This window comes from Pseudomonas sp. ADAK2, from assembly GCF_012935755.1.
Lineage (GTDB): Bacteria > Pseudomonadota > Gammaproteobacteria > Pseudomonadales > Pseudomonadaceae > Aquipseudomonas.
This window is the reverse complement of record NZ_CP052862.1, coordinates 3,887,895-3,911,707: the sequence shown is the minus strand read 5'-3', so window position 1 is coordinate 3,911,707 and position 23,813 is coordinate 3,887,895. Positions and strand designations below refer to the sequence as shown.

18 protein-coding genes are annotated in these 23,813 nt (G+C 59.5%); 13 read left to right on the top strand and 5 right to left on the bottom strand.

The annotated features are described in order from the left end of the window. Window positions 1-4: 4 nt before the first annotated feature. The 5 genes from HKK52_RS18010 (at window position 5) to HKK52_RS17990 (ending at window position 3,213) form a co-directional block, all read left to right on the top strand. The gene (locus HKK52_RS18010; protein WP_169371944.1) at window positions 5-421 is read left to right on the top strand and encodes a hypothetical protein; all 417 of its coding nucleotides are present in this window, start codon (window positions 5-7) and stop codon (window positions 419-421) included. Between the two features lie 144 nt (window positions 422-565). Next, window positions 566-874: a contact-dependent growth inhibition system immunity protein gene (locus HKK52_RS18005; protein ID WP_169371943.1), complete on the top strand. Its 309-nt coding sequence runs from the start codon at window positions 566-568 to the stop codon at window positions 872-874. Window positions 875-1,094: 220 nt separating this feature from the next. Beyond that, a complete protein-coding gene (locus HKK52_RS18000; protein ID WP_237150576.1) occupies window positions 1,095-1,355 on the top strand; it encodes a hypothetical protein in 261 nt (86 codons plus the stop codon). A 462-nt stretch (window positions 1,356-1,817) separates the two neighbouring features. Then, window positions 1,818-2,141, top strand: coding sequence for a hypothetical protein (locus HKK52_RS17995; RefSeq protein ID WP_169374259.1), 324 nt, complete (start codon window positions 1,818-1,820; stop codon window positions 2,139-2,141). A gap of 232 nt (window positions 2,142-2,373) precedes the next feature. Then, window positions 2,374-3,213, top strand: coding sequence for a 23S rRNA (adenine(2030)-N(6))-methyltransferase RlmJ (locus HKK52_RS17990; RefSeq protein WP_169371942.1), 840 nt, complete (start codon window positions 2,374-2,376; stop codon window positions 3,211-3,213). A 126-nt stretch (window positions 3,214-3,339) separates the two neighbouring features. Here HKK52_RS17990 and msrA read toward each other — a convergent pair whose 3' ends face one another. The 5 genes from msrA to aceE all read right to left on the bottom strand — a co-directional run bounded on the left by msrA (window position 3,340) and on the right by aceE (window position 13,303). After that, on the bottom strand, window positions 3,340-3,987 hold the full coding sequence (msrA, locus tag HKK52_RS17985) for a peptide-methionine (S)-S-oxide reductase MsrA (protein WP_169371941.1): 648 nt from the start codon (window positions 3,985-3,987) through the stop codon (window positions 3,340-3,342). Window positions 3,988-4,056: 69 nt separating this feature from the next. Next, entirely contained in the window at window positions 4,057-6,750 is a 2,694-nt protein-coding gene (locus HKK52_RS17980; protein ID WP_169371940.1) for a sensor domain-containing phosphodiesterase, read from the bottom strand. A gap of 255 nt (window positions 6,751-7,005) precedes the next feature. Beyond that, a complete protein-coding gene (locus tag HKK52_RS17975) occupies window positions 7,006-8,400 on the bottom strand; it encodes an alkaline phosphatase D family protein (RefSeq protein WP_169371939.1) in 1,395 nt (464 codons plus the stop codon). Window positions 8,401-8,675: 275 nt separating this feature from the next. Further along, window positions 8,676-10,646: a dihydrolipoyllysine-residue acetyltransferase gene (aceF, locus tag HKK52_RS17970; RefSeq protein ID WP_169371938.1), complete on the bottom strand. Its 1,971-nt coding sequence runs from the start codon at window positions 10,644-10,646 to the stop codon at window positions 8,676-8,678. Window positions 10,647-10,657: 11 nt separating this feature from the next. Further along, window positions 10,658-13,303: a pyruvate dehydrogenase (acetyl-transferring), homodimeric type gene (gene aceE / locus HKK52_RS17965; protein ID WP_169371937.1), complete on the bottom strand. Its 2,646-nt coding sequence runs from the start codon at window positions 13,301-13,303 to the stop codon at window positions 10,658-10,660. A gap of 383 nt (window positions 13,304-13,686) precedes the next feature. Here aceE and glnE point away from each other — a divergent pair, with 383 nt between their 5' ends. The 8 genes from glnE (at window position 13,687) to HKK52_RS17925 (ending at window position 23,791) form a co-directional block, all read left to right on the top strand. After that, complete coding sequence (glnE, locus tag HKK52_RS17960; protein WP_169371936.1) at window positions 13,687-16,626, top strand: bifunctional [glutamate--ammonia ligase]-adenylyl-L-tyrosine phosphorylase/[glutamate--ammonia-ligase] adenylyltransferase; 2,940 nt, start codon at window positions 13,687-13,689, stop codon at window positions 16,624-16,626. A gap of 206 nt (window positions 16,627-16,832) precedes the next feature. Further along, entirely contained in the window at window positions 16,833-17,867 is a 1,035-nt protein-coding gene (gene waaF, locus HKK52_RS17955; protein WP_169371935.1) for a lipopolysaccharide heptosyltransferase II, read from the top strand. A gap of 1 nt (window position 17,868) precedes the next feature. After that, on the top strand, window positions 17,869-18,930 hold the full coding sequence (gene waaC / locus HKK52_RS17950) for a lipopolysaccharide heptosyltransferase I (RefSeq protein WP_169371934.1): 1,062 nt from the start codon (window positions 17,869-17,871) through the stop codon (window positions 18,928-18,930). After that, on the top strand, window positions 18,930-20,051 hold the full coding sequence (locus HKK52_RS17945) for a glycosyltransferase family 4 protein (RefSeq protein WP_169371933.1): 1,122 nt from the start codon (window positions 18,930-18,932) through the stop codon (window positions 20,049-20,051). The genes waaC and HKK52_RS17945 overlap by 1 nt, the downstream gene beginning before the upstream one ends. Then, window positions 20,051-20,857, top strand: a complete 807-nt coding sequence (gene rfaP / locus HKK52_RS17940) for a lipopolysaccharide core heptose(I) kinase RfaP (RefSeq protein ID WP_169371932.1) — start codon at window positions 20,051-20,053, stop codon at window positions 20,855-20,857. The genes HKK52_RS17945 and rfaP overlap by 1 nt, the downstream gene beginning before the upstream one ends. Continuing rightward, window positions 20,857-21,591, top strand: a complete 735-nt coding sequence (locus tag HKK52_RS17935; protein WP_169371931.1) for a lipopolysaccharide kinase InaA family protein — start codon at window positions 20,857-20,859, stop codon at window positions 21,589-21,591. The genes rfaP and HKK52_RS17935 overlap by 1 nt, the downstream gene beginning before the upstream one ends. Continuing rightward, window positions 21,588-22,340 carry a lipopolysaccharide kinase InaA family protein gene (locus HKK52_RS17930; RefSeq protein ID WP_169371930.1) on the top strand — a complete coding sequence of 251 codons (753 nt, stop codon included), beginning with the start codon at window positions 21,588-21,590 and terminating at the stop codon, window positions 22,338-22,340. The genes HKK52_RS17935 and HKK52_RS17930 overlap by 4 nt, the downstream gene beginning before the upstream one ends. After that, on the top strand, window positions 22,340-23,791 hold the full coding sequence (locus HKK52_RS17925; protein WP_169371929.1) for a lipopolysaccharide kinase InaA family protein: 1,452 nt from the start codon (window positions 22,340-22,342) through the stop codon (window positions 23,789-23,791). Before HKK52_RS17930 ends, HKK52_RS17925 begins: the two co-directional genes overlap by 1 nt. The last annotated feature ends 22 nt before the right edge of the window (window positions 23,792-23,813 follow it).

Sequence of the window (23,813 nt, the reverse complement as noted above, 5' to 3'; positions counted from 1 at the left end):
AAAAATGTTGAAGCACCCGTTTGTAGATATGCCATATGAGCTAAAAATTTCGTCAATTCTGGCAGGTATTTCTATTTATGATCGAGAAGAAACGCTCGGCGAAGCGCTATGGGTATATAATCCCAATGAAAAGAATGATCGAGAGGTAATTATTAGAAGGTTCATCATCTCTGATTTTGATTATTTAACCTATAGGCATAGGTTTCTCATATTTGAACTGCTGCGGGGAATTCTGCAGCAAGAAGATTTTGATTTTTCTGCACAGTTTGAAAGTGATTATGAAGATCCGAGGGTTCTTGCCTGGGATGAAACAGAAATAGATGATCCTCGTGGGTTTTTTGAGGATATATACAGGTTGGCAAGCGAGATATGGAAAGATGATGTCGATAAGGCCAGTCTTGAAGATAAAGCTACTTGGTAAAGCAACAAATAAATCCGTACCTTTTTGCGTAAATAAATCTGTCCCGTTTTTCGGTTCATTACCTGCATCTAAGGTGTTGCTGATCTTGATAAAAGAGCCGCGTCTATCTGAGGGGTATTTTTTACTAACAGGATTCCCAGAGATATGAATAAGACATTCCCCGAGCTGCATCAGTTTTTTGGAGCGTATTTTCATCAAGATTGGACGGTGGAGCATGAGACCGCTGAGCAAGTAATAGATGCTTTTCTCGCTGATTCTGACTCGGAAGATCTCACTATTGTCAGAGGAGAAATTACTGCTCTGCTTAATCAGGGAAAGGATGAGATGGAATTACGAAATTATCTTTTGCAAGAGCTGAGCTGTTACTACTGCTACTGGAATGTGTGGGAGTCCGGTGTGTCCTGGCTGCTCCATATAGCAGATAGATTGGCTAATGGATTTGACCGTCACTGATCACAACGGGCTGCGAAATTTCCGGGCAAGGTCGTCGGAAGTTTTCTTCCTCCCGCGGCGGCTTTCATGAACTGGTATGCAATAAAGGGGACGGATTTATTTCTGCTATAGGGTTTTTCGATGTGGAGACGATGCGTTAAGTTGTTTTGTTGAGTGGCCTCTCGTTGATAGGTTTTTAGTTATTGCTTTTTTGTACGGTGGTAAGCTGTGGGGCCTTCAAGTGACAGATAAGTACGTTGTAATTGTCCTGGCAGTAAATCCTATCGTTGAAGAAGTTCTATTGCTTGTCAATGGTGTGAAAGTTAAATGCTTTGCGAGCTGCTGTCCTGAAAAAATTCAGGTAGGGGAAACCTATGAGGTTGAGTTCGAGATAGTCCTTCCTGATGTTGACTTCATTACCGTTGCGGAAAAGCGGTCCGACTCACTTATTGAAGTTATAAACGATGGCTTTTCATGCTTTCTATATGGCTATTTGGACTGAAGTGTCTTCCGATCCTTCGTTGACTTTATGGATCAGGAAATCCACTACGACTATCCAGCGCTTAATGAAAAATTCGTCAAGGTCAGGGTGGACAGGATTGATGTGTCTTTCTGATTGAGGAGCGAAATTTCTGGACAAGGTCGTCGGAAGTTTCCTTCAACCCGCGGCGGCTTTCATGAACTGGTATGAAATGTTTTCCATCGATAGTCTTTGGTGGCCACTGAAAATTCAGTGGCAGGGTGTAGGAACCCTTCAAAGTCGTTGGAAATGTATTGGCGTCGAAGCTTGGTTTGCGGCCGTTAACGTGCGTCCGTAAGATCAGTTGCGGCGGCTATGCGCGGGCACGCTTCGGCGTGGTCGAGTTTTCCAAAGGCCTCGATATTCCTACCCCGCGCATAGCTGCCACCCAAGCCTGTAGGAAGGCTGATGGCAGTTCCTATTTGTTGCCTTTGGAACTTGAAAATGAAGACACTACACCCCGATCCACCCTACGAAAAACCAGTCCCCCACCCCGAAAACCGCTTCATGGCGCTCACCAGCAATTGCTGTGAAATGCCCACCTTGTTCGTCGACACCCACGCCCCGCTCGATGTTTTGTATGACGCTGCCAACTATCGAATCCGCGCCGTTACTCAGGTGCTGGAAAACTTGTCCATGCGCGATTCAATCGAATGTGAGTCCTTCATCCTCAGTGACTTTGCCTTGCTCTGCGCCATTCCGTTGCGCGATGGCTGTGATGTGTTGGATGTGATTGGGCGGCGGTTGCGGGCTCGGTCGCCGGAGTAGGGCTGCACGATGATCGTTCCCACGCTCCTGCGTGGGAATGCAGCCCGTGACGCTCTGCGTCACCTCGGTGTCAGGCGCGACATCGATGGTGCGGCTGGAACGCGGAGCGTGCCTGGCGGCATTCCCACGCGGGAGCGTGGGAACGATCAGAGTGCGGAATGCCCGCTCAGCCGTGAACCCCTGACGTTCGGCTCGGTACAAGGTAAACTTCCCGGCCTTCGCAGGAGCAATCATGAATTATCGTCACGCCTTCCATGCCGGCAATCACGCCGATGTGTTCAAACACCTGACTTTGACCCGCCTCATCGCCCTGATGTCGCGCAAGGAGCAGCCGTTTGCCTATCTCGACACTCACGCCGGTATTGGTCTGTATGACCTGCAGGGTGATCAGGCGAGCCGTACCGGGGAGTACCTGGAAGGGATCGCGCGGTTGTGGGATCAGCCGGATCTGCCGGAGCTGACCGCCGATTACATGAAGGTGTTGCACGACATGAACCCGGATGGCCAGTTGCGCTATTACCCAGGGTCGCCTGAGTTGGCGCGGCGTCTGACGCGGCCGCAGGATCGGGTGATGCTCAACGAGAAGCACCCTGAAGACGGTTTGCTGCTCAAGGACAACATGGCCGGTGATCGTCGGGTGAAGGTTCACTTGGGCGAAGGCTGGCATGTGCCGCGGGCGATGTTGCCGGTGCAGGAGAAGCGTGCGGTGATGTTGATTGATCCGCCGTTCGAGCAGCTCGATGAGATGCAGCGCTGTGCGGCGGCGTTGAAAGAAGCGGTGGGGCGGATGCGTCAGACGGTGGCGGCGATTTGGTACCCGGTGAAGGACCAGCGCCTGCTGCGTCGTTTCTATCAGGACCTGGCCGGCTCGGGCGCGCCGAAGTTGTTGCGGGTGGAGTTGCTGGTGCATCCGCTGGATACGCCGAACAGCCTGAACGGTTCGGGGTTGGCGATTGCGAATCCGCCGTGGGGTTTGGAAGAGGAATTGCGTGAGTTGCTGCCGTGGTTGTCCCAGAAGTTGGGGCAGACCCAGGGTGGGTGGCAGATGGATTGGTTGATTGCTGAGAGTTGACCGATCGTTCCCACGCTCTGCGTGGGAATGCCTCTAGGGACGCTCTGCGTTCCAGCTCGAGAAAGGGACGCGGAGCGTCCCGGGCTGCATTCCCACGCCGAGCGTGGGAACGATCAGGTCAAGCGATCAAATCGGGCAAGTCACGCCCGTACCGCCAATCCCGCAATACCCTTCAGGGTTTTTGGCCAGGTACTGCTGGTGATACGCCTCGGCGAAGTAGACCGTCGGCGCTTCGTCGATTTCCGTGGTGATAGTGCCTTTACCAGCCTTGGTCAGTTCAGCCTGGAACACTTGTTCGCTGTGCTTGGCGGCGGCGAGCTGATCCGGGTTGGTGGCGTAGATCACCGAGCGGTACTGGGTGCCGATGTCGTTCCCCTGGCGCATGCCCTGAGTCGGGTTGTGCAGTTCCCAGAACATCTTCAGCAATTCTTCGTAGCTGACTTTCGCCGGTTCGTAGACCACCAATACCACTTCGCTGTGGCCAGTCAGGCCGGAGCAGACTTCTTCATACGTCGGGTTCGGCGTAAAGCCGCCGGCATAACCCACCACCGTGCTGACCACGCCTTCGCGCTGCCAGAACTTGCGTTCCGCGCCCCAGAAGCAGCCCAGGCCGAAGATTGCGAAATCCACGTCCATCGCGAACGGGCCCAGCAGCGGCGCGTCGTGGACGAAGTGTTTTTCCGGCAGGTTCATCGGGGTTTCACGGCCAGGCAGAGCTTGTTCTTTAGTCGGGAGCACGTTTTTGTTCACCAGAATTTCCGAGCGCAAGACCATGATCAGTCCCCTCAGTCAGGTTGAATGTAAATTGTCAGACACGCAGTTTGCCCGAGTGTTACGCCGCTGTCAGGCGAGAGGGCCGCGCGGGTAGCGTTTGAGCTTTTCGATCAGCTCGGAACCCGGGATCGGGCGGTCGAACAGGTAGCCCTGGCCGACGTCGCAACGGTGGCGGCGCAGGAACGCCAACTGCTCGGCGGTCTCGATGCCTTCCGCCACGACCTTGAGTTTCAGGTTGTGGGCCATGGCGATCACTGCGGAGGTGATTTCCATGTCGTCCTGGTTGTCCGGGATTTCGTGGATGAAGCTGCGATCGATCTTAATGATGTCGATCGGGAATTTTTTCAAGTAGCTGAGCGATGAGTAACCGGTGCCGAAGTCGTCCATGGCCAGGGTCAGGCCCAGGCGCTTGAGCTGGTCGAGCTGCAAGTGCGTGTCTTCGGTGGCTTCCAGCAGCAAGCCTTCGGTCAGTTCCAGTTCCAGCAAGTTCGCCGGCAGCGCTTCTTCCTTGAGGATGCTGGCGATGGACGCCACCAGGTCCGGGTCGGAGAACTGCTTGGGCGACAGGTTGATCGCCACCTGAAGATTGCCCAGACCCGCGGCGGTCAGTTCCTTGCTCATGCGGCAGGCCTGACGGGCGATCCATTTGCCGATCGGAATGATCAGGCCGGTTTCTTCCGCCACGCTGATGAACTGGTCGGGGCGGATCATGCCTTTTTCCGGATGGTTCCAGCGCAGCAAGGCTTCCATCCCCAGCAGACGACCGCTGCGCAGGCACAGCTTGGGCTGGTAGAACACGTCCAGTTCGTTCTGGGTCAGGGCGCGACGCAGGTTGTTTTCGACGAACAGTTTGTAACTGGCTTCGGCGTTCAGCGCTTCGGTGAACACCTGGACTTGATGCTTACCGTTGGCCTTGGCCTTGTGCAGCGCGAGGCCGGCGTTGCGCATCAGCGTCTGCGGGTCGCGGCCATGCAGCGGTGCGCAGGCCAGGCCCACGGAGCCGGTAACGCTGATCAACTGGTTGTCGACGAACATCGGCTTGTCGAGGGTCGCCAGCAGTTGGTTGGCAACTTGCTGGCCGGCCGAGAGGTCGGTGTTGTCCAGCAGCACGGCAAATTCGTTACTGGCGAAGCGCGCCAGGCTGCCGCTGGAGCTCAGGCTATTGCGCAAGCGGCGGGCGAGGCTGATCAGCAGTTTGTCGCCAGTCTGATGGCCGAGGCTGTCGTTGATCCGCTTGAAGTTGTCGATGTCCACCAGCAACAGGCTGATCGGGGTATCGCTGTCTCGGGCGAAACGTTCATCCAGGTTGCGGATAAACGCCGGGCGGTTGCCGAGGTTGGTCAGGTTGTCGGTGTAGGCCAGGCGCTCGATGCGCTGCTGCGCCAGTTTGGTCTGGGTGATGTCTTCGTAGATGCCGATGTAATGGGTCAGCTCGCGGTTATCGCCATAGACCTTGGAGATCGACAACTGACCCCAGTACGGTTCGAGGTTTTTGCGCCGGCTCTTGAATTCGCCCTGCCAGCTATTGTTCTTGGCCAGCGCCGAGGGTGCGTCGAACAGCAGTTCGCTGAGATTTTCCAGCGCCGGCAGTTCCGACAGGCGCTGGCCGTGGACTTCTTCGGTGCTGTACTGGGTGATCGCGGTGAAGCTCGGGTTGACGTACTCGACCACGCCGTCGCAATTGACCAGCAGAAAGGCGTTGGCGCTTTGCTCGACCGCGCGCTGGAACAGGTGCAGGGCGCTGGTGGCGGTGCGGCGGTTGTGGTTGTTGATGACTTGGGCGAACTGATCCGCCAGCTCACCGGCAAAAGCGATTTCATCCGACTGCCAGGCGCGGGTGACACCGGTCTGTTCCAGGCACAACACGCCGACCACCTGGCCATCGACGCGAATGCTGGCGTCGAGCATGGCGTTGACGTCCCGCGGGCGCAGGCTCTCGGCCATGTCCCGGGTGCGCGGGTCGCGGATTGCGTTGTGTGCGTCGATGGCGCGACTGGTGTGCAAGGCGTCGAGGTAGTCGGGGAAACTGCTGGCGTCGATCGGCTCCGGCATCAGGTATTCCTGAGTGGCGCGGTGATAGGCCGAGATTGGTACCAGGGTTGAACCTTCGAGGTTCCACAGGCTGGCGCAGTCTATTTCGTAGATGTCGCAGGCGCAGCGGGTGATCAGTTCGGCGGCTTCTTGCAGGGAATTGCCGGTGCTGTAGCGCTGGCGGGTCAGCAGCAGGATCAGGTCTTGCTGGGCACGCACCCGGTCCAGGTGCTGCAGTTGTTCCTGCTGCGCGCGCTGGTTGAGTTCCAGGGCGATTTGCAGGCGCGAGTTCTGGGTTTCCAGGTCCAGGGCCGGCAGCAGCGGCTCACCCTGGAATAGCCCGTCCACGACCAGCAGGTAGCCGCGCAGCAGGTGTCGATTGTGTTGTTTGTAGGCTTCGCCGAGTTCCAGCAGGCTCAAGGTGCCGGCGGCGGTGTGCAGGGTGTATCGGATCAGGTAATGCGGGCTTTCGGTGAGTTGCAGCTGGATCGCGTCATGCAGTTGATAGCGCGCTTCGGGCTCCATCAGGCTGGCGTAGGGCGAACCCACCAGCGCACACAGCTCCACCGCCGGCAGGCCGAACTGGCGTTCGCAATTGGGATCGAGAAACAGCAGCGCCCAGCTCGCTTCATTCAGCCGTTCGAAACGCAGCATGCCGAGCCGCGAGGGCACAGGCAACTGCGTCACTACCTCGGCCACCATACGGCTGGCGGCATCGGGTTGGCTTTTCATGGGAGGGAACTCGCTTCGAATATGCTGATCGCGCCGGGCTCTCGCCCTCTTAACTGTTGCCTGCGGCAAGGTTGCATCATTGCGGCACCGACTGACAAGAGACATGAAGGCCAAGTGCTATAAGAATATGTCGGCAGGAGAGAGGATTTCTCCAGCGCAGGGGTGAAAGTAATGGTTTGGAGCGGAAAAAGATCGCAGCCTTCGACGGCGCTCACAGGCGCGCGGAGCTGCCGAAGGCTGCGATCTTTTGATTCTTTAACGCAATGGAATGCCGATTGTCTGCAATAGAACGCCATCCCGATCGTGGTAATTGACCCGGATCTGCTCAGCCTCAACGACCAGGTGCGCAAAATTATCCTGGCTCACCACCTTGCTCGTCAGTTCATGCCGATAATCGCCAGCGGCTGTTTGCGCCAACGGCTGGTCAAGGATGAAGGTCGATTCCCTGGCATACGGCAGCCACTTGCTATTACACAGCGGCGACGAAACGATGGTGTGAACCTCGAAGTCCGGATCTTCACTGTGGGTCAGACGACTGGTCAGGGAGCCGTGGACATCGCCGGAAATGAAGATGACGTTGCGGATGCGGTGTGTACGAATAGTCTCCAGCAGCCGCAGGCGTTGTTCCGGGAACGCTTTCCACGCGTCATCGCCAAGGCTTTTACGGTCGGGATAAAACATCACGCTGGTGACCACGAATTTCACCCGTGCCGGGCTGTTGATCAGCCATTTGAGCAGCGCGTGTTCCTGTTCTTCATCGAGGATGCGTCGATCCTCGGCAGACAAATTGCGCCGAGTGCGGCTATCGGTGACAAACCATTCAATATCGCCTTCGGCAAACTGATACCAATACTGTTCCAGCTTTCGGCTTATTTGCCCGTTGCTCAATAATTCATGCGCAGGGCTGTGGCTGGCTTGATACAGCTCATAAGCGGCGATGGCATTTTCATACAAGTCGTTATCACTTTCGCTTTTATTGACGGGCCAATTGTCTTCAATTTCATGGTCGTCAAGGATCATGTAAGTCGGTGTGCCAGACATTAACTTTCTGATATTGGGCTGTGAAAAAGCGGCCTGATATTTACTGAGGATTTCCTTGTATTCCCGATCAGGGGCGATGCGATTCAAGTCATCGACATAGATTTGGTCCCCGGTCATCAGCGTCGCACTGATCGGCGGGTCGGCCTGTTCCGCCAGTTGCGTGATTGAGGCAAAAATCCGGTCGCCCAGGTGCGGCATCGACGCAATGCCGGCTGTCATGCGCAGATACCGGCAAGACCCGACAATATAGGCCCGCGGCAATACGCGCTGGCTGGAGCGAGTGCGAAAACGATAGATCTCCCGTGGCCATTGCAGCGGCAATTCCTGCACCGTTTCCACGGTATGCACCGGGCTCATGGGGCTGAACCAGCCCGCCTGGTATTCGTATTCGGTATCTTCACCCAGATTATTCAGCGCAATGACATCGCACCGGTCGCGCAAGAGTGACAGTTTGGCAAACACGCCTTTAGTCCAGCGTTCATCGCCCAGGCGCCGATAACGGATACCGGCAAATACACTGTCGCTATGCTGAAAATCTCCGCGCAGAAAAATACGCGCGTGGTTAGTTGTAGTGTGGCCAATAATCGGGCCGACAGTTGGTTTGAACATATTCGAATCCGTTCGAAGTAGTGCTAACTAAGCTATTGAAGGTTTCAAAGTTCAGGCTGAACTTTATGCAACTAAGCCTAGTTATTGGCCGGCAAAAAAGATCGAGCCGAAAGGGACTGCTGTCGTGGGCGAAATCAGCCACGGCTGTAGGAAGGAGTCAGGTTTTTTTGAAGGCAAAAAAAGCCCCGCCAAATTGGCGGGGTTGAGGTACGAGCGTGGCGCTCGGAAATCGTCTAACGCGACAGGCCCTCCGGTGAAGGAGGGCCTGTCGGTTGTTACAGCAGAATGGTGCGGATGTCCGCCAGCAAGTCGCTCAGACGCTTGGTGAAGCGTGCAGCAGCGGCGCCGTTGATCACACGGTGATCGTAGGACAGTGACAGCGGCAGCATCAGTTTCGGCTGGAAGGCTTTGCCGTCCCAGACTGGCTGGATGGTTGCCTTGGAAACACCGAGGATCGCCACTTCCGGCGCGTTGACGATCGGCGTGAAGCCGGTGCCGCCAATGTGGCCGAGGCTGGAAATGGTGAAGCAGGCGCCTTGCATGTCGTCAGCGGTAAGCTTTTTGTCGCGAGCCTTGGCGGCCAGCGCAGCGGCTTCGGCTGCCAGTTGCAACAGGCTCTTCTGGTCGACGTTCTTGATGACCGGTACGAGCAGGCCTTCAGGGGTGTCGACCGCGAAGCCGATGTTCACGTACTTCTTGCGGATGATCGCCTTGCCACTTGGTGCCAGCGAACTGTTGAAGTCCGGCAGTTCCTTGAGCAGGTGCGCGCACGACTTGAGCAGCAGCGGCAGGATGGTCAGCTTGACGCCGGCCTTCTCTGCCACGGCTTTCTGTGCGATGCGGAACGCTTCCAGGTCGGTGATATCAGCCGAATCGAACTGAGTCACGTGCGGGATGTTCAACCAGCTGCGGTGCAGGCTCGACGCGCCGATTTGCATCAGGCGAGTCATCGGCACTTCTTCGGTTTCACCGAAGCGGCTGAAGTCCACGACCGGAATCGGCGGGATGCCCGCGCCGCCGGTTGCGCCAGCGGCAGCGGCCGGTGCTTCCTTGGCCTTCTGCATCATGGCTTTGACGTAAACCTGCACGTCTTCTTTCAGCACACGACCGTGCGGACCGCTTGGGCTGACCGCGCTCAACTCGACGCCGAATTCACGGGCCAGTTGGCGCACCGCCGGGCCGGCGTGAACCTTGGCGCCCGGCTTGGCCGGAGCCGCAGCAGGCGCGGCGGCTGCCGGAGCAGCAGGTGCCGCAGCGGTTGGAGCAGGAGCAGAAGCGGCCGGTGCGGCGGCAGCGGCAGGAGCCGGTGCAGCAGCAGGCGCAGCGCCTTTGACTTTCAGCTTCAGGATCAGATCGCCGGTACCGACTTCGTCATCCAGCTTGATGGAAACGCTTTCCACCACGCCAGCGGCAGGCGATGGAATTTCCATGCTTGCCTTGTCGGATTCCAGGGTGATCAGCGACTGGTCTGCAGTGACGGTGTCGCCCGCCTTGACCAGCACTTCGATGATCTTGGCCTTGCCCGACGAGCCGATGTCCGGGACATGAATGTCCTGAACACTGTCGGCAACCGGTGCCGCCGGGGCCGCAGCGGCTGGCGCTGGAGCAGCGGCGGCGGCCGGAGCAGCAGCCTGGGCTGGCGCGGCAGCAGCAGGGGCCGCAGCACCCGCCACTTCCAGGTCCAGGATCAGATCGCCGGTGCCGACTTCGTCATTGAGCTTGACGCTGATGGCCTTGACCACGCCAGCGGCAGGCGATGGAATTTCCATGCTCGCCTTGTCGGATTCCAGGGTGATCAAAGATTGATCAGCCGCGACGGTGTCGCCGACCTTGACCTGGATCTCGATGATCTGGGCCTTGCCCGACGAACCGATGTCCGGCACGTGCACTTGCTGAACCGAAGCGGCAGCAGGCGCGGCCGCTGGAGCCGCGGCGGCAGGTGCAGCAGCCGGTGCAGCTTCAGCCTTGGCAGCCGGCGCAGCAGCGGCAGGCGCAGGGGCCGCAGCAGCGGCACCTTCGACTTCCAGCTCCAGCAGTTCGTCGCCTTCTTTCAGGCGATCGCCCAGCTTCACTTTCAGGCTCTTGATGATGCCGGCTTTCGGCGCAGGCACTTCCATGCTCGCCTTGTCCGACTCAAGCGTCAGGATGCTCTGGTCGGCTTCGATACGGTCGCCGACCTTCACAAATAGTTCGATTACTTCACCTTCACCGCTGCCGATGTCAGGTACTCGAATGAGTTCGCTCACAGATTGTCTCCTCAGCAGTCCAGTGGGTTGCGTTTTTCCGGGTTGATCCCGAACTTGACGATAGCTTCGGCCACCACCTTAGGTTCGATATCACCACGGTCAGCCAAGGCTTCCAGGGCTGCCAACACCACGAAATGACGGTCGACTTCGAAGAAGTGACGCAGCTTCTTACGGCTGTCACTGCGACCGAAACCGTCGGTGCCCAGGACTTTGAATTCCTTGGACGGGACCCACTGACGAATTTGTTCAGCGAACAGCTTCATGTAGTCGGTAGAAGCGATGACCGGACCTTTACGGCCGTTCAGGCACTCTTCGACGTAGCTCAGCTTAGGCTTCTGACCCGGGTGCAGACGGTTGCTGCGCTCCACGGCCAGGCCATCGCGACGCAGTTCGTTGAAGCTGGTAACGCTCCACACGTCAGCGCCGACGTTGAACTCTTCACGCAGGATCTTCGCGGCTTCGCGGACTTCACGCAGGATGGTGCCGGAGCCCATCAGTTGAACGTGGTGCGCCGCTTCGCGGGTGTCTTCTTCGAGCAGGTACATGCCCTTGATGATGCCTTCCTCGACACCGGCCGGCATGGCTGGTTGCTGGTAGGACTCGTTCATCACGGTGATGTAGTAGAAAACGTCCTGCTGCTCTTCGGTCATCTTCTTCATGCCGTCCTGGATGATCACCGCCAGCTCATAGCCGTAGGTTGGATCAAAGGTGCGGCAGTTCGGGATGGTGCCGGCCAGGATGTGGCTGTGACCGTCTTCGTGTTGCAGGCCTTCGCCGTTCAGCGTGGTCCGGCCGGCGGTGCCGCCGATCAGGAAGCCACGGGTACGGCTGTCGCCAGCGGCCCAGGCGAGGTCGCCGATACGCTGGAAGCCGAACATCGAGTAGAAGATGTAGAACGGCAGCATTGGCTGGTTGTGGCTGGAGTACGAAGTACCGGCAGCGATGAAGGAGCTCATGGCGCCCGCTTCGTTGATGCCTTCTTCGAGGATCTGGCCCTTCTTGTCTTCTTTGTAGAACATCACCTGGTCTTTATCGACTGGCTCGTAGAGCTGGCCAACGGACGAGTAGATGCCCAACTGACGGAACATGCCTTCCATACCGAAGGTACGGGCTTCGTCCGGGATGATCGGAACGATGCGCGAGCCGATTTCCTTGTCCTTGACCAGTTGCGCGAGGATCCGCACGAACGCCATGGTGGTGGAAATCTCACGGTCGCCGGAGCCGTCAAGGATGGCCTTGAGGGTGTCGAGTGGCGGCGTCGGGATGTTGAAGCTTTGCGCGCGGCGCTGTGGCACGAAACCGCCCAGTGCAGTGCGGCGCTCGCTCAGGTAGCGGGCTTCGGCGCTGTTTGGCTCTGGCTTGAAGAACGGCAGGTTTTCCAGCTCTTCGTCGCGCACAGGGATGTCGAAACGATCGCGGAACAGCTTCAGGCTTTCAACATCAACCTTCTTGGTGTTGTGCGCGGTGTTCTTCGCTTCGCCGGCACCGGTGCCATAACCCTTGATGGTCTTGGCCAGGATGACGGTTGGTTGTTCTTTGTGGTTGACCGCTTCGTGGTACGCCGCATAGACCTTGTACGGGTCGTGGCCGCCACGGTTGAGTTTCCAGATCTCGTCGTCGGACAGATCGGCAACCATCGCCTTGAGTTCAGGCGTGTTGAAGAAGTGTTCACGTACGAACGCGCCGTCTTTGGCTTTGTAGTTCTGGTACTCGCCGTCGATGACTTCGTCCATGCGACGTTGCAGGATGCCGTCGACGTCTTTGGCCAGCAGTGGGTCCCAGAAACGGCCCCAGATGACTTTGGTCACGTTCCACTGAGCACCGCGGAACACGCCTTCGAGTTCCTGGATGATCTTGCCGTTGCCGCGAACCGGGCCGTCGAGGCGCTGCAGGTTGCAGTTGATGACGAAGATCAGGTTGTCGAGCTTCTCGCGGCCAGCCAGGGAGATGGCGCCCAGGGATTCCGGCTCGTCACACTCGCCGTCGCCCAGGAAGCACCAGACTTTCTGCTTGCCTTCAGGGATGAAACCACGGGCTTCCAGGTACTTCATGAAACGTGCCTGGTAGATCGCCTGGATCGGGCCCAGACCCATGGATACAGTCGGGAACTGCCAGAAGTCAGGCATCAGCCAAGGGTGCGGATAGGACGACAAGCCCTGGCCGTCGACTTCCTGGCGGAAGTTGTTCATTTGTTCTTCGGTGATGCGGCCTTCCATGAACGCACGGGCGTAGACGCCTGGCGAGGTGTGGCCCTGGAAGTAGATCAGGTCGCCGCCGTGTTCGTCGGTCGGGGCCTGGAAGAAATAGTTGAAGCCGATGTCATACAGGGTCGCGCTGGAGGCGAAGCTGGAGATGTGACCGCCCAGGTCCGAATCTTTCAGGTTCGTACGCATCACCATGGCCATCGCGTTCCAGCGAACCAGCGAGCGAATGCGGCGTTCCATGAACAGGTCGCCAGGCATGCGTGCTTCGTGGGTCACAGGAATGGTGTTGCGGTATGGCGTGGTGATGGCGTAAGGCAATTGCGAACCGCTGCGGGTTGCCAATTCGCCCATACGGGTCATCAGATAGTGAGCGCGGTCTTCGCCTTCTTTGTCGAGAACCGATTCCAGGGCGTCCAGCCATTCCTGGGTTTCGACGGGATCGAGGTCTTGCATGGCTTGCTCCAGGGCGGAAAGGCTTCCAGAATCGGTTGCCTGAGTTTGCGACTGGCCTTGTGGGCAGACGATATAAATTCTTGGATTGCCGAGAGGTTGTTCCGGCGGCGTGTAGTTTTACTACAAATCAACGGGCATTTCAGCCTTTCGAATGTATAGACGAGTAGTAAAACTACAGATGAATGGCTTGTGGCCTCCGGCTGCGTTGTGAGAATAATCGTTAAGGTTGGTCTTTTGCCAACCAGAAAAGGTGAAAGCTTGATGTTGGCTGCCAAAATAAAAGAAATTTCAGCTATTTCTAACCTTTGTTCGACAGTCGGTCACGTAGCGGGTTTTCAGAAATCACTACATGCAGCCCTTCACACGCCGATCAAGGATAGACCATGACCCTGCCTTCGCTTGCCGAACTGCCCGCCATTCTCCAGCCGTTGGTCACCCGTGCCGAGCAGTCGTTCCGTACGGCCGTCGCCTTGTTGGAAGACGACCATGGCCTGTCCACCTGGACGCCCGAGCGCTGGGCGCAATTTGCCCGCGTCACCGCCGCCAGCGACTTCGTGATTGAACAGAGCGTTCGTGACCCTTTGATGTTGCTGGCGCTGGTGCAGTCCGGCGAACTGGATCGCGCCTTTGCCCCCGGCGAGCTGTGCGCGCAGATTGCGGCGGCAGCGAATGCGGCTGAAAGCGAAGACGAACTCGGCCGCGTCCTGCGCCGTCAGCGCACCCGCCATCAAGTGCGGATCATCTGGCGAGACCTGACCCGCCAGGCCGATCTGGTCCAGACCTGCCGCGACCTCTCGGACATGGCCGATGCCAGCATTGATCAGGCTTATCAGTGGTTGTACGCGCGGCATTGCCAGCAATTCGGCGTGCCCACCGGCCGGCGCAGTGGCGAGCCGCAGCAAATGGTCATCCTCGGCATGGGCAAGCTCGGCGCGGTGGAGCTGAACCTGTCCTCCGACATCGACTTGATCTTCGCTTACCCCGAGGGCGGCGAAACCGTTGGCGTGAAGCGCTCACTGGATAACCAGGAATTCTTCATCCGTCTCGGCCAGCGCCTGATCAAGGCGTTGGACCCGATGACCGTCGACGGCTTCGTGTTCCGCGTCGATATGCGCCTGCGGCCTTACGGTTCGGCCGGTGCGCTGGTGTTGAGCTTCAATGCGCTGGAACAGTATTACCAGGACCAGGGCCGTGACTGGGAACGCTACGCGATGATCAAGTCGCGGGTGGTGGCCGGCGACCAGGTGGCCGGCGCGCAATTGCAGGAAATGCTGCGGCCCTTCGTTTATCGGCGTTATCTGGACTTCTCGGCCATCGAAGCGCTGCGCACCATGAAGCAGTTGATCCAGCAGGAAGTGCGGCGCAAAGGCATGGCCGACAACATCAAACTCGGCTCCGGCGGCATTCGTGAAGTTGAATTTATCGCCCAGGCGTTCCAGCTGATCCACGGCGGTCGCGACCTGAGCCTGCAACAACGTCCGCTATTAAAAGTATTGAGCACCCTGGAAGGTCAGGGTTATCTGCCGGCACCGGTGATCGCCGAGCTGCGCAACGGTTATGAATTCTTGCGTTACACCGAGCACGCGATCCAGGCGATCGCCGACCGCCAGACCCAAATGCTGCCAGATGGCGCGCAGGATCAGGCGCGGATTGCATTCATGCTCGGGTTTGCCGATTGGGCGGCGTTCCATGAGCGGCTGATGTATTGGCGCGGTCGCGTGGCCTGGCACTTTGCGCAGGTGATTGCCGATCCTGACGAAGAAGAGGGGGCCGAAAGCGAAGTGGTGGTCGGCGGTGAGTGGTTGCCGTTGTGGGAAGAGGCCCAGGATGAAGAGGCTGCGTGCCGTCAGTTGGAAGAGGGCGGTTTTGCCGATGCCAGCAAGGCGCTGAAAGCCTTGGCCGGTCTGCGCGGCAGTCCGCAATTGCGCGCTATGCAGCGTCTGGGGCGCGAACGCCTCGATGCCTTTATTCCGCGCTTGCTGGCCCAGGCTGTGGAACACGCCAATCCAGACTTGGTATTGGAGCGAGTGCTGCCATTGGTGGAAGCCGTGGCCCGGCGTTCGGCTTATTTAGTGTTGCTCACGGAAAACCCCAGCGCCCTACGTCGTTTATTGACCCTGTGCGCCGCGAGCCCGTGGATTGCCGAGCAGATCACCCGTTTTCCGTTGCTGCTCGATGAGTTGCTCAACGAAGGCCGGTTGTTCAAGCCGCCGCTGGCGCCGGAACTGGCCGCCGAGTTGCGCGAACGCCTGACGCGGATTCCCGAGGACGACCTCGAACAGCAGATGGAAGCCCTGCGCCATTTCAAACTGGCGCACCGCTTGCGCGTAGCGGCGTCGGAAATCTCCGGCAGCCTGCCGTTGATGAAAGTCAGCGATTACCTGACCTGGCTCGCCGAAGCGATCCTCGAACAAGTGCTGGCCCTGGCCTGGCGCCAGACCGTGGCCAAATACGGCACGCCGCTGCGCACCGACGGCACCTTGTGCGATCCCGGCTTCGTGATTGTCGGTTATGGGAAGGTCGGCGGCCTGGAATTGGGGCATGGTTCGGACCTGGACCTGGTGTTTATCCACGACGGCGATCCGCAGGCGGAAACCGACGGGGCGAAACCTATCGATGGTGCGCAGTTCTTCACTCGGTTGGGGCAGCGGATCATTCACTTGCTCACGGCGCAGACCAACTCCGGTCAGTTGTATGAAGTGGACATGCGCCTGCGTCCGTCCGGCGCGTCCGGGTTGCTGGTGAGTTCCCTCGGGGCGTTTGCCCGTTATCAGGAAAACGAGGCCTGGACCTGGGAACATCAGGCGTTGGTACGGGCGCGGGTGTTGGTGGGCAGTCAGGAAGTCGGCCAGGCATTCGAAAAAGTTCGCGCGGCGATTCTGGGCAAGGCCCGGGATTTGCCGACCTTGCGCCAGGAGGTCAGCGAGATGCGCGCCAAGATGCGCGATAACCTCGGCACCAAGAGCACCGCCGCCGGCACCGGGGCAAATGCCTTCGAGGCCACGGCGCCGTTCGATCTCAAGCAGGACGCCGGAGGTATCGTCGATATTGAATTTATGGTGCAATACGCGGCCCTGGCGTGGTCCGAACTGCACCCGTCATTGCTGCGCTGGACTGACAACATCCGCATTCTGGAAGAGTTGGAAAAGGCAGGGCTGATGCCGGTCGAAGACGCGAGCCTGCTGCGCGAGGCCTATAAAGCCTACCGCTCCGCCGCGCACCGGCAGGCCTTACAGAAGGACCCCGGGGTGATTCCCGGCGACCAGTTCGTGGACGAACGGCGGCAAGTATCGCGGATCTGGCGTGAGCTGGGGCTAAGCTGAAGCTGACTTGACATGTGCCGGGCTTAACCTGGCACTCAGGCAACCGGGCTTAACCCAAAGGGTTATGCTGACTGCTATTGATGTGCATGAAATTGATCCGACGAGCCCCAACCGGCTCGTCCAAATGACCTGCCGGCCAAGGCTGCAGGTGCTGGATTCTCGAGGCGGGGAGGCGTATGCCTCCCCGGTTCGTTTTTGGAAACCACATGAAAATTCTGATCGTTGGGCCCAGTTGGGTCGGTGACATGGTGATGGCGCAGACACTGTTTCAGTGTCTCAAGCAGCGCCACCCGCAGTGCGAAATCGACGTGCTGGCCCCCGAGTGGAGCCGGCCGATCCTTGAACGCATGCCCGAAGTGCGCCAGGCCTTGAGCTTCCCGCTCGGCCATGGCGCCCTCGAGCTGGCGACCCGTCGGCGCATCGGCAAATCCCTGGTCGGCCAGTACGACCAGGCGATCCTGCTGCCCAATTCCCTGAAGTCGGCGCTGGTGCCGTTTTTCGCTGGCATCCCGAAACGCACCGGCTGGCGTGGCGAGTTCCGCTACGGCTTGCTCAATGACGTGCGCACCCTGGATAAAGAACGCTACCCGTTGATGATCGAACGCTTCATGGCCCTGGCCTACGAGCGTGGCGCCGAGCTGCCGCAACCGTATCCACGGCCGAGCCTGCAAATCGACCCGGTGACTCGCGAAGCCGCGCTGGCCAAATTCGGCCTGACCCTGGATCGTCCGGTATTGGCCCTGTGCCCCGGCGCCGAGTTTGGCGAGTCCAAGCGCTGGCCGTCCGAGCATTACGCCAAGGTCGCCGAAACCAAGATCCGCGAAGGCTGGCAAGTCTGGCTGTTCGGTTCGAAAAACGATCACGCGGTCGGCGAAGACATCCGCGCGCGGTTGATTCCCGGTTTGCGTGAAGAGTCGGTGAACCTCAGCGGCGGCACGTCCCTGGCCGAGGCCATCGACCTGATGTCCTGCGCCGATGCCGTGGTGTCCAACGACTCCGGCCTGATGCACGTCGCCGCGGCCCTGAACCGTCCGCTGGTTGCCGTCTACGGCTCGACTTCGCCGGGCTTCACCCCGCCACTGGCCGAGCACGTCGAGATCGTTCGCCTGGGTATCGAATGCAGTCCGTGCTTCGATCGCACCTGCCGCTTCGGCCATTACAACTGCTTGCGCCAACTGATGCCGCAACCGGTCAACGAAGCCTTGCAGCGGTTGCAGGGCACTGTGGTCGAGGTCAATTAGTTTGCGGGTACTGTTGATCAAGACTTCCTCGCTGGGCGACGTGATTCACGCGTTGCCAGCGTTGACCGACGCGGCGCGGGCGATCCCCGGCATCACGTTCGACTGGGTGGTGGAAGAAGGCTTTGCCGAGATTCCGACCTGGCACCCGGCCGTGGGCAAGGTGATCCCGGTGGCGATCCGGCGCTGGCGCAAAAACATCTGGCAGACCATTAAAAGCGGCGAGTGGAAGCGCTTCAAACAAAGCGTTCGCGAGACTAAATACGATTTGGTGATCGACGCCCAGGGCTTGCTGAAAAGCGCCTGGCTGACCCGTTACATCAAGGCCCCGGTGGCCGGGCTGGACAAGGATTCGGCTCGCGAACCGATGGCTGCGCGCTTTTACTCCCGACGTTTGTCCGTGGGCCGTGGTCAGCACGCGGTCGAGCGAGTTCGTCAGTTGTTCGCCTTGGCGCTGGGCTACGACTTGCCCAAGGGCTTGGGCGATTACGGCCTGAACGTCGAGCGTCTGGTAGAGCTGCCACGCAAGAATCCGTACGTGTTGTTCCTGCACGGCACAACGTGGGACACCAAACACTGGCCCGAAGCCTACTGGCGTGAGCTGGCCGAGCGTGTCGGTCATCTCGGTGTCGCGGTGAAGTTGCCGTGGGGCAACCCGATCGAGAAGGCCCGCGCCGAGCGCATCGCCGCCGGTTTCCGCCATGTCGAAGTGCTGCCCAAACTGAATCTGGCCGGTGTTGGCAAAGTATTGGCCGGTGCCCAGGCGTGTGTGGCCGTGGACACTGGACTCGGTCACCTGGCCGCCGCGCTGGACGTGCCGACCCTGTCGCTGTTCGGTCCGACCAACCCGGGCCTGACCGGCGCCTACGGCAAGGCGCAGATTCACATAGCCAGCGACTTTCCGTGCGCACCGTGCCTGCAAAAGAAATGCACCTATCAACCGACGACCGAAGATGCTCGTCAGTTTGACCTGAAACGCGAGTGGCCCCTGTGCTTCACGCGTCTGAATCCCCAGCGTGTCGCCAGCCGACTGAGCACGTTGTTACTGGCTGAGGAGCTGCGCTGATGCAATTGGCTTTTGTCCTTTATAAATATTTTCCGTTTGGCGGTTTGCAGCGCGATTTCATGCGCATTGCCCTGGAGTGTCAGCAGCGTGGGCATCAGATCCGCGTCTACACCCTGATCTGGGAGGGCGACGTTCCTCCGGGTTTCGAAGTGCTGGTGGCGCCGGTCAAGGCGTTCTTCAACCATCGACGCAACGAGAAGCTCAGCGAGTGGATGGAGGCCGATCTGGCCAAGCGTCCGGTGGATCGCCTGATCGGTTTCAACAAGATGCCGGGCCTGGACGTCTACTACGCCGCCGACGGCTGCTTCGAAGACAAGGCGCAGAACCTGCGCAACTCGCTGTACCGTCGTTGGGGCCGCTACCGGCACTTCGCCGAGTACGAGCGCGCAGTGTTCGCCAAGGACGCCAAGACCGAAGTGCTGATGATCTCTGAAGTCCAGCAGCCGTTGTTCATCAAGCATTACGACACGCCGCTGGAACGCTTCCATTTGCTGCCGCCGGGCATTTCCCAGGACCGTCGCGCGCCAGCGAATGCCGCCGAAATTCGCACCGAATTCCGCCGTGAGTTCAAGCTCAAGGATGACGACTTGCTGCTGGTGCAAATCGGCTCCGGGTTCAAGACCAAGGGCGTGGATCGCAGCCTCAAATCGTTGGCGGCGTTGCCCGCTGATCTGAAGAAACGTACCCGGCTGTTTGTAATTGGCCAGGACGACCCCAAATTGTTCCAGATGCAAAGCGCGACACTGGGGCTCGGCGACAACGTGACGTTCCTCAAGGGCCGCAGCGATATCCCGCGTTTCCTGTTGGGCGCCGACCTGTTGATCCACCCGGCGTACAACGAAAACACCGGCACGGTGCTGCTTGAAGCGCTGGTCGCCGGGTTGCCGGTGCTGGTGAGCGCGGTCTGTGGTTACGCCCATTACATCGCCGAGGCCGACGCCGGCCTGGTGCTGGACGAACCCTTCGATCAGGCGCAGCTCACGCAGTACCTGACCGGCATGTTGAATGACGCGCAAGCACGAGCGGCGTGGAGCCGCAACGGTCTGGCCTTCGCCGAGACGGCCGACCTCTACAGCATGCCGCAACACGCGGCCGATGTGATTCTGGCGGAGCACGCTTAATGAAGTTGATGCTGGCTGAACCGTTCAAAAGCCTGTGGGCCGGACGCGACCCGTTCGCCGAAGTCGAGGGCTTGCAGGGCGAGGTGTACCGCGAGCTCGAAGCGCGCCGGACCCTGCGCACTGAAGTGAACGGCAACGGGTTTTTCGTGAAAATCCACCGTGGCATCGGCTGGGGCGAGATCTTCAAGAACCTGCTCACCGCCAAGCTGCCGGTACTCGGTGCGGGCCAGGAGTGGAAGGCCATCCAGCGCCTGCAAGACGTCGGCGTGCCGACCATGACCGCCGTGGCTTACGGCGAGAAGGGTAGCAATCCGGCGGACCAGCACTCGTTCATCGTCACCGAAGAACTGGCGCCGACCGTCAGCCTCGAAGATTTCAGCATCGATTGGGTCAAGCACCCGCCCGAGCCGAAGCTCAAGCGCGCACTGATCGCCGAAGTCGCGCGCATGACCGGCATGATGCACCGCGCCGGGGTCAACCATCGCGACTGCTACATCTGCCACTTCCTGTTGCACACCGACAAACCGGTGACCGCGGACGACTTCAAACTCTCGGTGATCGACCTGCACCGCGCCCAGACCCGCCCGGCGATCACTCAGCGCTGGCGCAACAAGGATCTGGCGGCGCTGTACTTTTCGGCCCTGGACATCGGCCTGACCCGGCGCGACAAATTGCGTTTCCTCAAGGGCTACTTCCAGCAGCCTTTGCGCCAGATTCTGGGTGAAGAAGCCGGGTTGCTCGCCTGGCTCGAAGGCAAGGCCAACAAGCTTTACGACCGTAAACAGCGATACGGGGATGCGCTCTGATGCCGGGTTGGAGACTGGAACCTGCCTACAGCGATCTGGCCGAAGACTTCGGTAGCCTGGAAGCGGTGTTTGCCCTTCAGGGCGAGCGCCTGACCCGTGACCCGTTGTCCGAGGTCATCCGCGTCAAGCGCAACGGCGTCAACTATTACGTCAAGCGCTACGTCGGTGCCGGCAAAGGCCTGCGTCGCTATTTGGGCAAGCCACGGGTGAAAGCCGAATGGCAGAACCTCAAGCGCTTCGCCAAGTGGGGCATCCCGACTGCCGAAGTTGTGGCCTGGGGCCTGGAGCGGCGCGGTGCGGCGTACGACCGTGGGGCGATGATCACTCGCGAGTTGCCGAACACCGAAGACTTGTCGGCCCTGGCCGACCGGCATGATCCGAAACTGGCGGACCGCGCCTGGGTCGATAACATCAGTCGGCAACTGGCGGGTTACACCCGGACCATGCACGACAATCGCTTCACCCATAACGATTTGAAGTGGCGCAACCTGCTGATCGACGATCAAGCCAGGCTGTTCCTGATCGATTGCCCCAACGGCGATTTCTGGCGCGGTTTCTGGCTCAAATACCGGATCACCAAGGACCTGGCCTGCCTCGACAAGGTGGCCAAATATCACCTGTCCGCTACCCAGCGCCTGCGCTTCTACCTGCAATATCGCGGACGGACCCGGCTCAACGCGGCCGACAAAAAACGCATCCGGCACGTGGTGAGATTCTTCGAGGGACGCGAATGACTGATTTTCTGGCCGCTGAAGACCGTGCGCTGCTTGAGCGTCATGGTCTCGGCACCTTCGACGCCCTCTGGGCCAAGCAGCTCGACGCGGTGGATGAACCCAACACCGCGGGCGGCGGCTGGAGCAGCGTGTTTCGGCTGGATCTGGAAGGTCAGGGGTTCTACCTCAAGCGCCAGAGCAACTACCTGACGCGGACCTTGCACGCGCCGTTCGGCGAACCGAGTTTTGCCCGCGAATTTCGCAACATCACGCGCTATCAGAAAATGGGCATCCCGGCGCTGCAAGCGGCGTTTTTCGGTGAGCGCAAGGTCGACGGCGAAGTTCGGGCGATCCTGCTGACCCGCGCGCTGGATGGCTGGGATGACCTGGACTCGTTGTTGCAGCGCTGGTCGGACCTGAGCGCGGCGCAGCACTCGGCAATTCTGCACGCCTGCGGGCAACTGGCGCGGCGCCTGCACAGTGTGCGTCAGGTGCATGGCTGCTTCTACCCGAAACACATTTTCCTGCGGGCCACCGGCGACGGTTACCAGGCGCAATTGATCGACCTGGAAAAGACCCGGCCCTTGCTGTTCGGTCAGCGTGACCGGATCAAGGATCTGGAGCCGCTGCTGCGCCGGGCGCCGGAATGGACCGAAAGTCAGCTGCGCGAGATGTTGGCCAGCTACGTCGATCAGTCCAGTGACAGTTCGTTGGTGGACACCTGGGTTTCGCGCCTGACCGCACGGCGCAGTCACAAGGAGACGCGTTGATGCGTTTGTCCGAACTGAAAAACGCCGGCCGTAGCCCGAGCCTGCCATTGAGCATTCCGCTGGCCGATGCCGCCGGGCCTGCCGATTTGCAATTGTTGAGCTTGCTGCGGGTGTTGCCGGGGCAGCGTTACGTTGGCGCGGGCGTTTGGCGCGGCCGGCCGGTGCTGGCCAAATTGTTGGTCGGCAGCAAAGCGGCGCGGCATTTCCAGCGTGAACGCGATGGCGTGCGTTTGCTGGCAGACCAGGGCCTGACCACACCGCAACTGTTGGCGGATGGCTTGAAGGACGGCGAGGGCGGTTGGCTGCTGTTCGATTTCATCGAAGGCGCCGAGAGCCTGGGGGACACCTGGAAACAGGTCGAACACTTGCCAGTGCTGGCAGATATGCAAGGCGCGGTGCTGGCCGAGGCGTTGGGCGCTATCGGCCAAATGCATCGCAAGGGCCTGTGGCAGGAAGACCTGCACCTGGACAACCTGTTGCGCCAGCGTGGTCGGCTGTACCTGATCGATGGCGGCGGTGTCTGCGCCGAAACCCCTGGCCAACCGCTGTCACGACAGAAAGTTTTGGAAAACCTCGGCGTATTTTTCGCCCAGTTGCCCAAGACGCTGGAACCGTTCACCGAAGAATTGCTGGTGTATTACCTGTTGAGCAACGGCGAGCACGCCTTGCCGATGGAAGCCTTGCAGAAGCAGATCGACAAGGTCCGCCGCTGGCGCCTGAAGGACTTCCTGATCAAGTGCGGCCGTGAGTGCACGTTGTTCAGCGTTCAGCGCGGGGCGTTCGGTTTGCGGGCGATTCGTCGCGAGGAAGCAGCGGCGATGTTGCCGGTACTGGAGCAGGCCGATGCCTTGCTCGATCAGGGCCATTTGTACAAGACCGGCGGCGCGGCGAGCGTTGGCAAGGTCGACGTCGCCGGACGCACGCTGGTGATCAAGCGCTACAACATCAAGGGCTTTGCCCACTGGCTCAAACGCTTCTGGCGCCCGAGCCGTGCCTGGCATTCCTGGCGCGAAGGCAATCGCCTGGCGTTCCTGGGCATCGCCACGCCCAAGCCATTGGCCGTGCTGGAAAAGCGCTTCCTGTGGCTGCGCAGCCGGGCTTATCTGGTGACCGAGTACCTGCCGGGGCCGGACATCATCGAGCGTTTTGCGCCGTATGTTGAGAGTGGTTCGGCACCAGAAGCCGAATTGCTGGCGCTGGATCACCTCTTCGCCGAACTGATTCGCGAGCGGATCAGCCATGGTGATTTCAAGGGTCATAACCTGTTCTGGCAGCAGGATCGCTGGGCGCTGATCGATCTGGATTCGATGTGTCAGCACGGCTCCGCGGGCAGCTTCGCCCCGGCGTATGCGCGGGATCGGGCGCGGTTTATGCGTAATTGGCCGGAGAGCAGTGCGTTGTATCGGGTGATTGATCAGCGGTTGCCCAAGGACATCAGTAGCGCCGCATAGGGCGCCAAGATCGCAGCCTGCA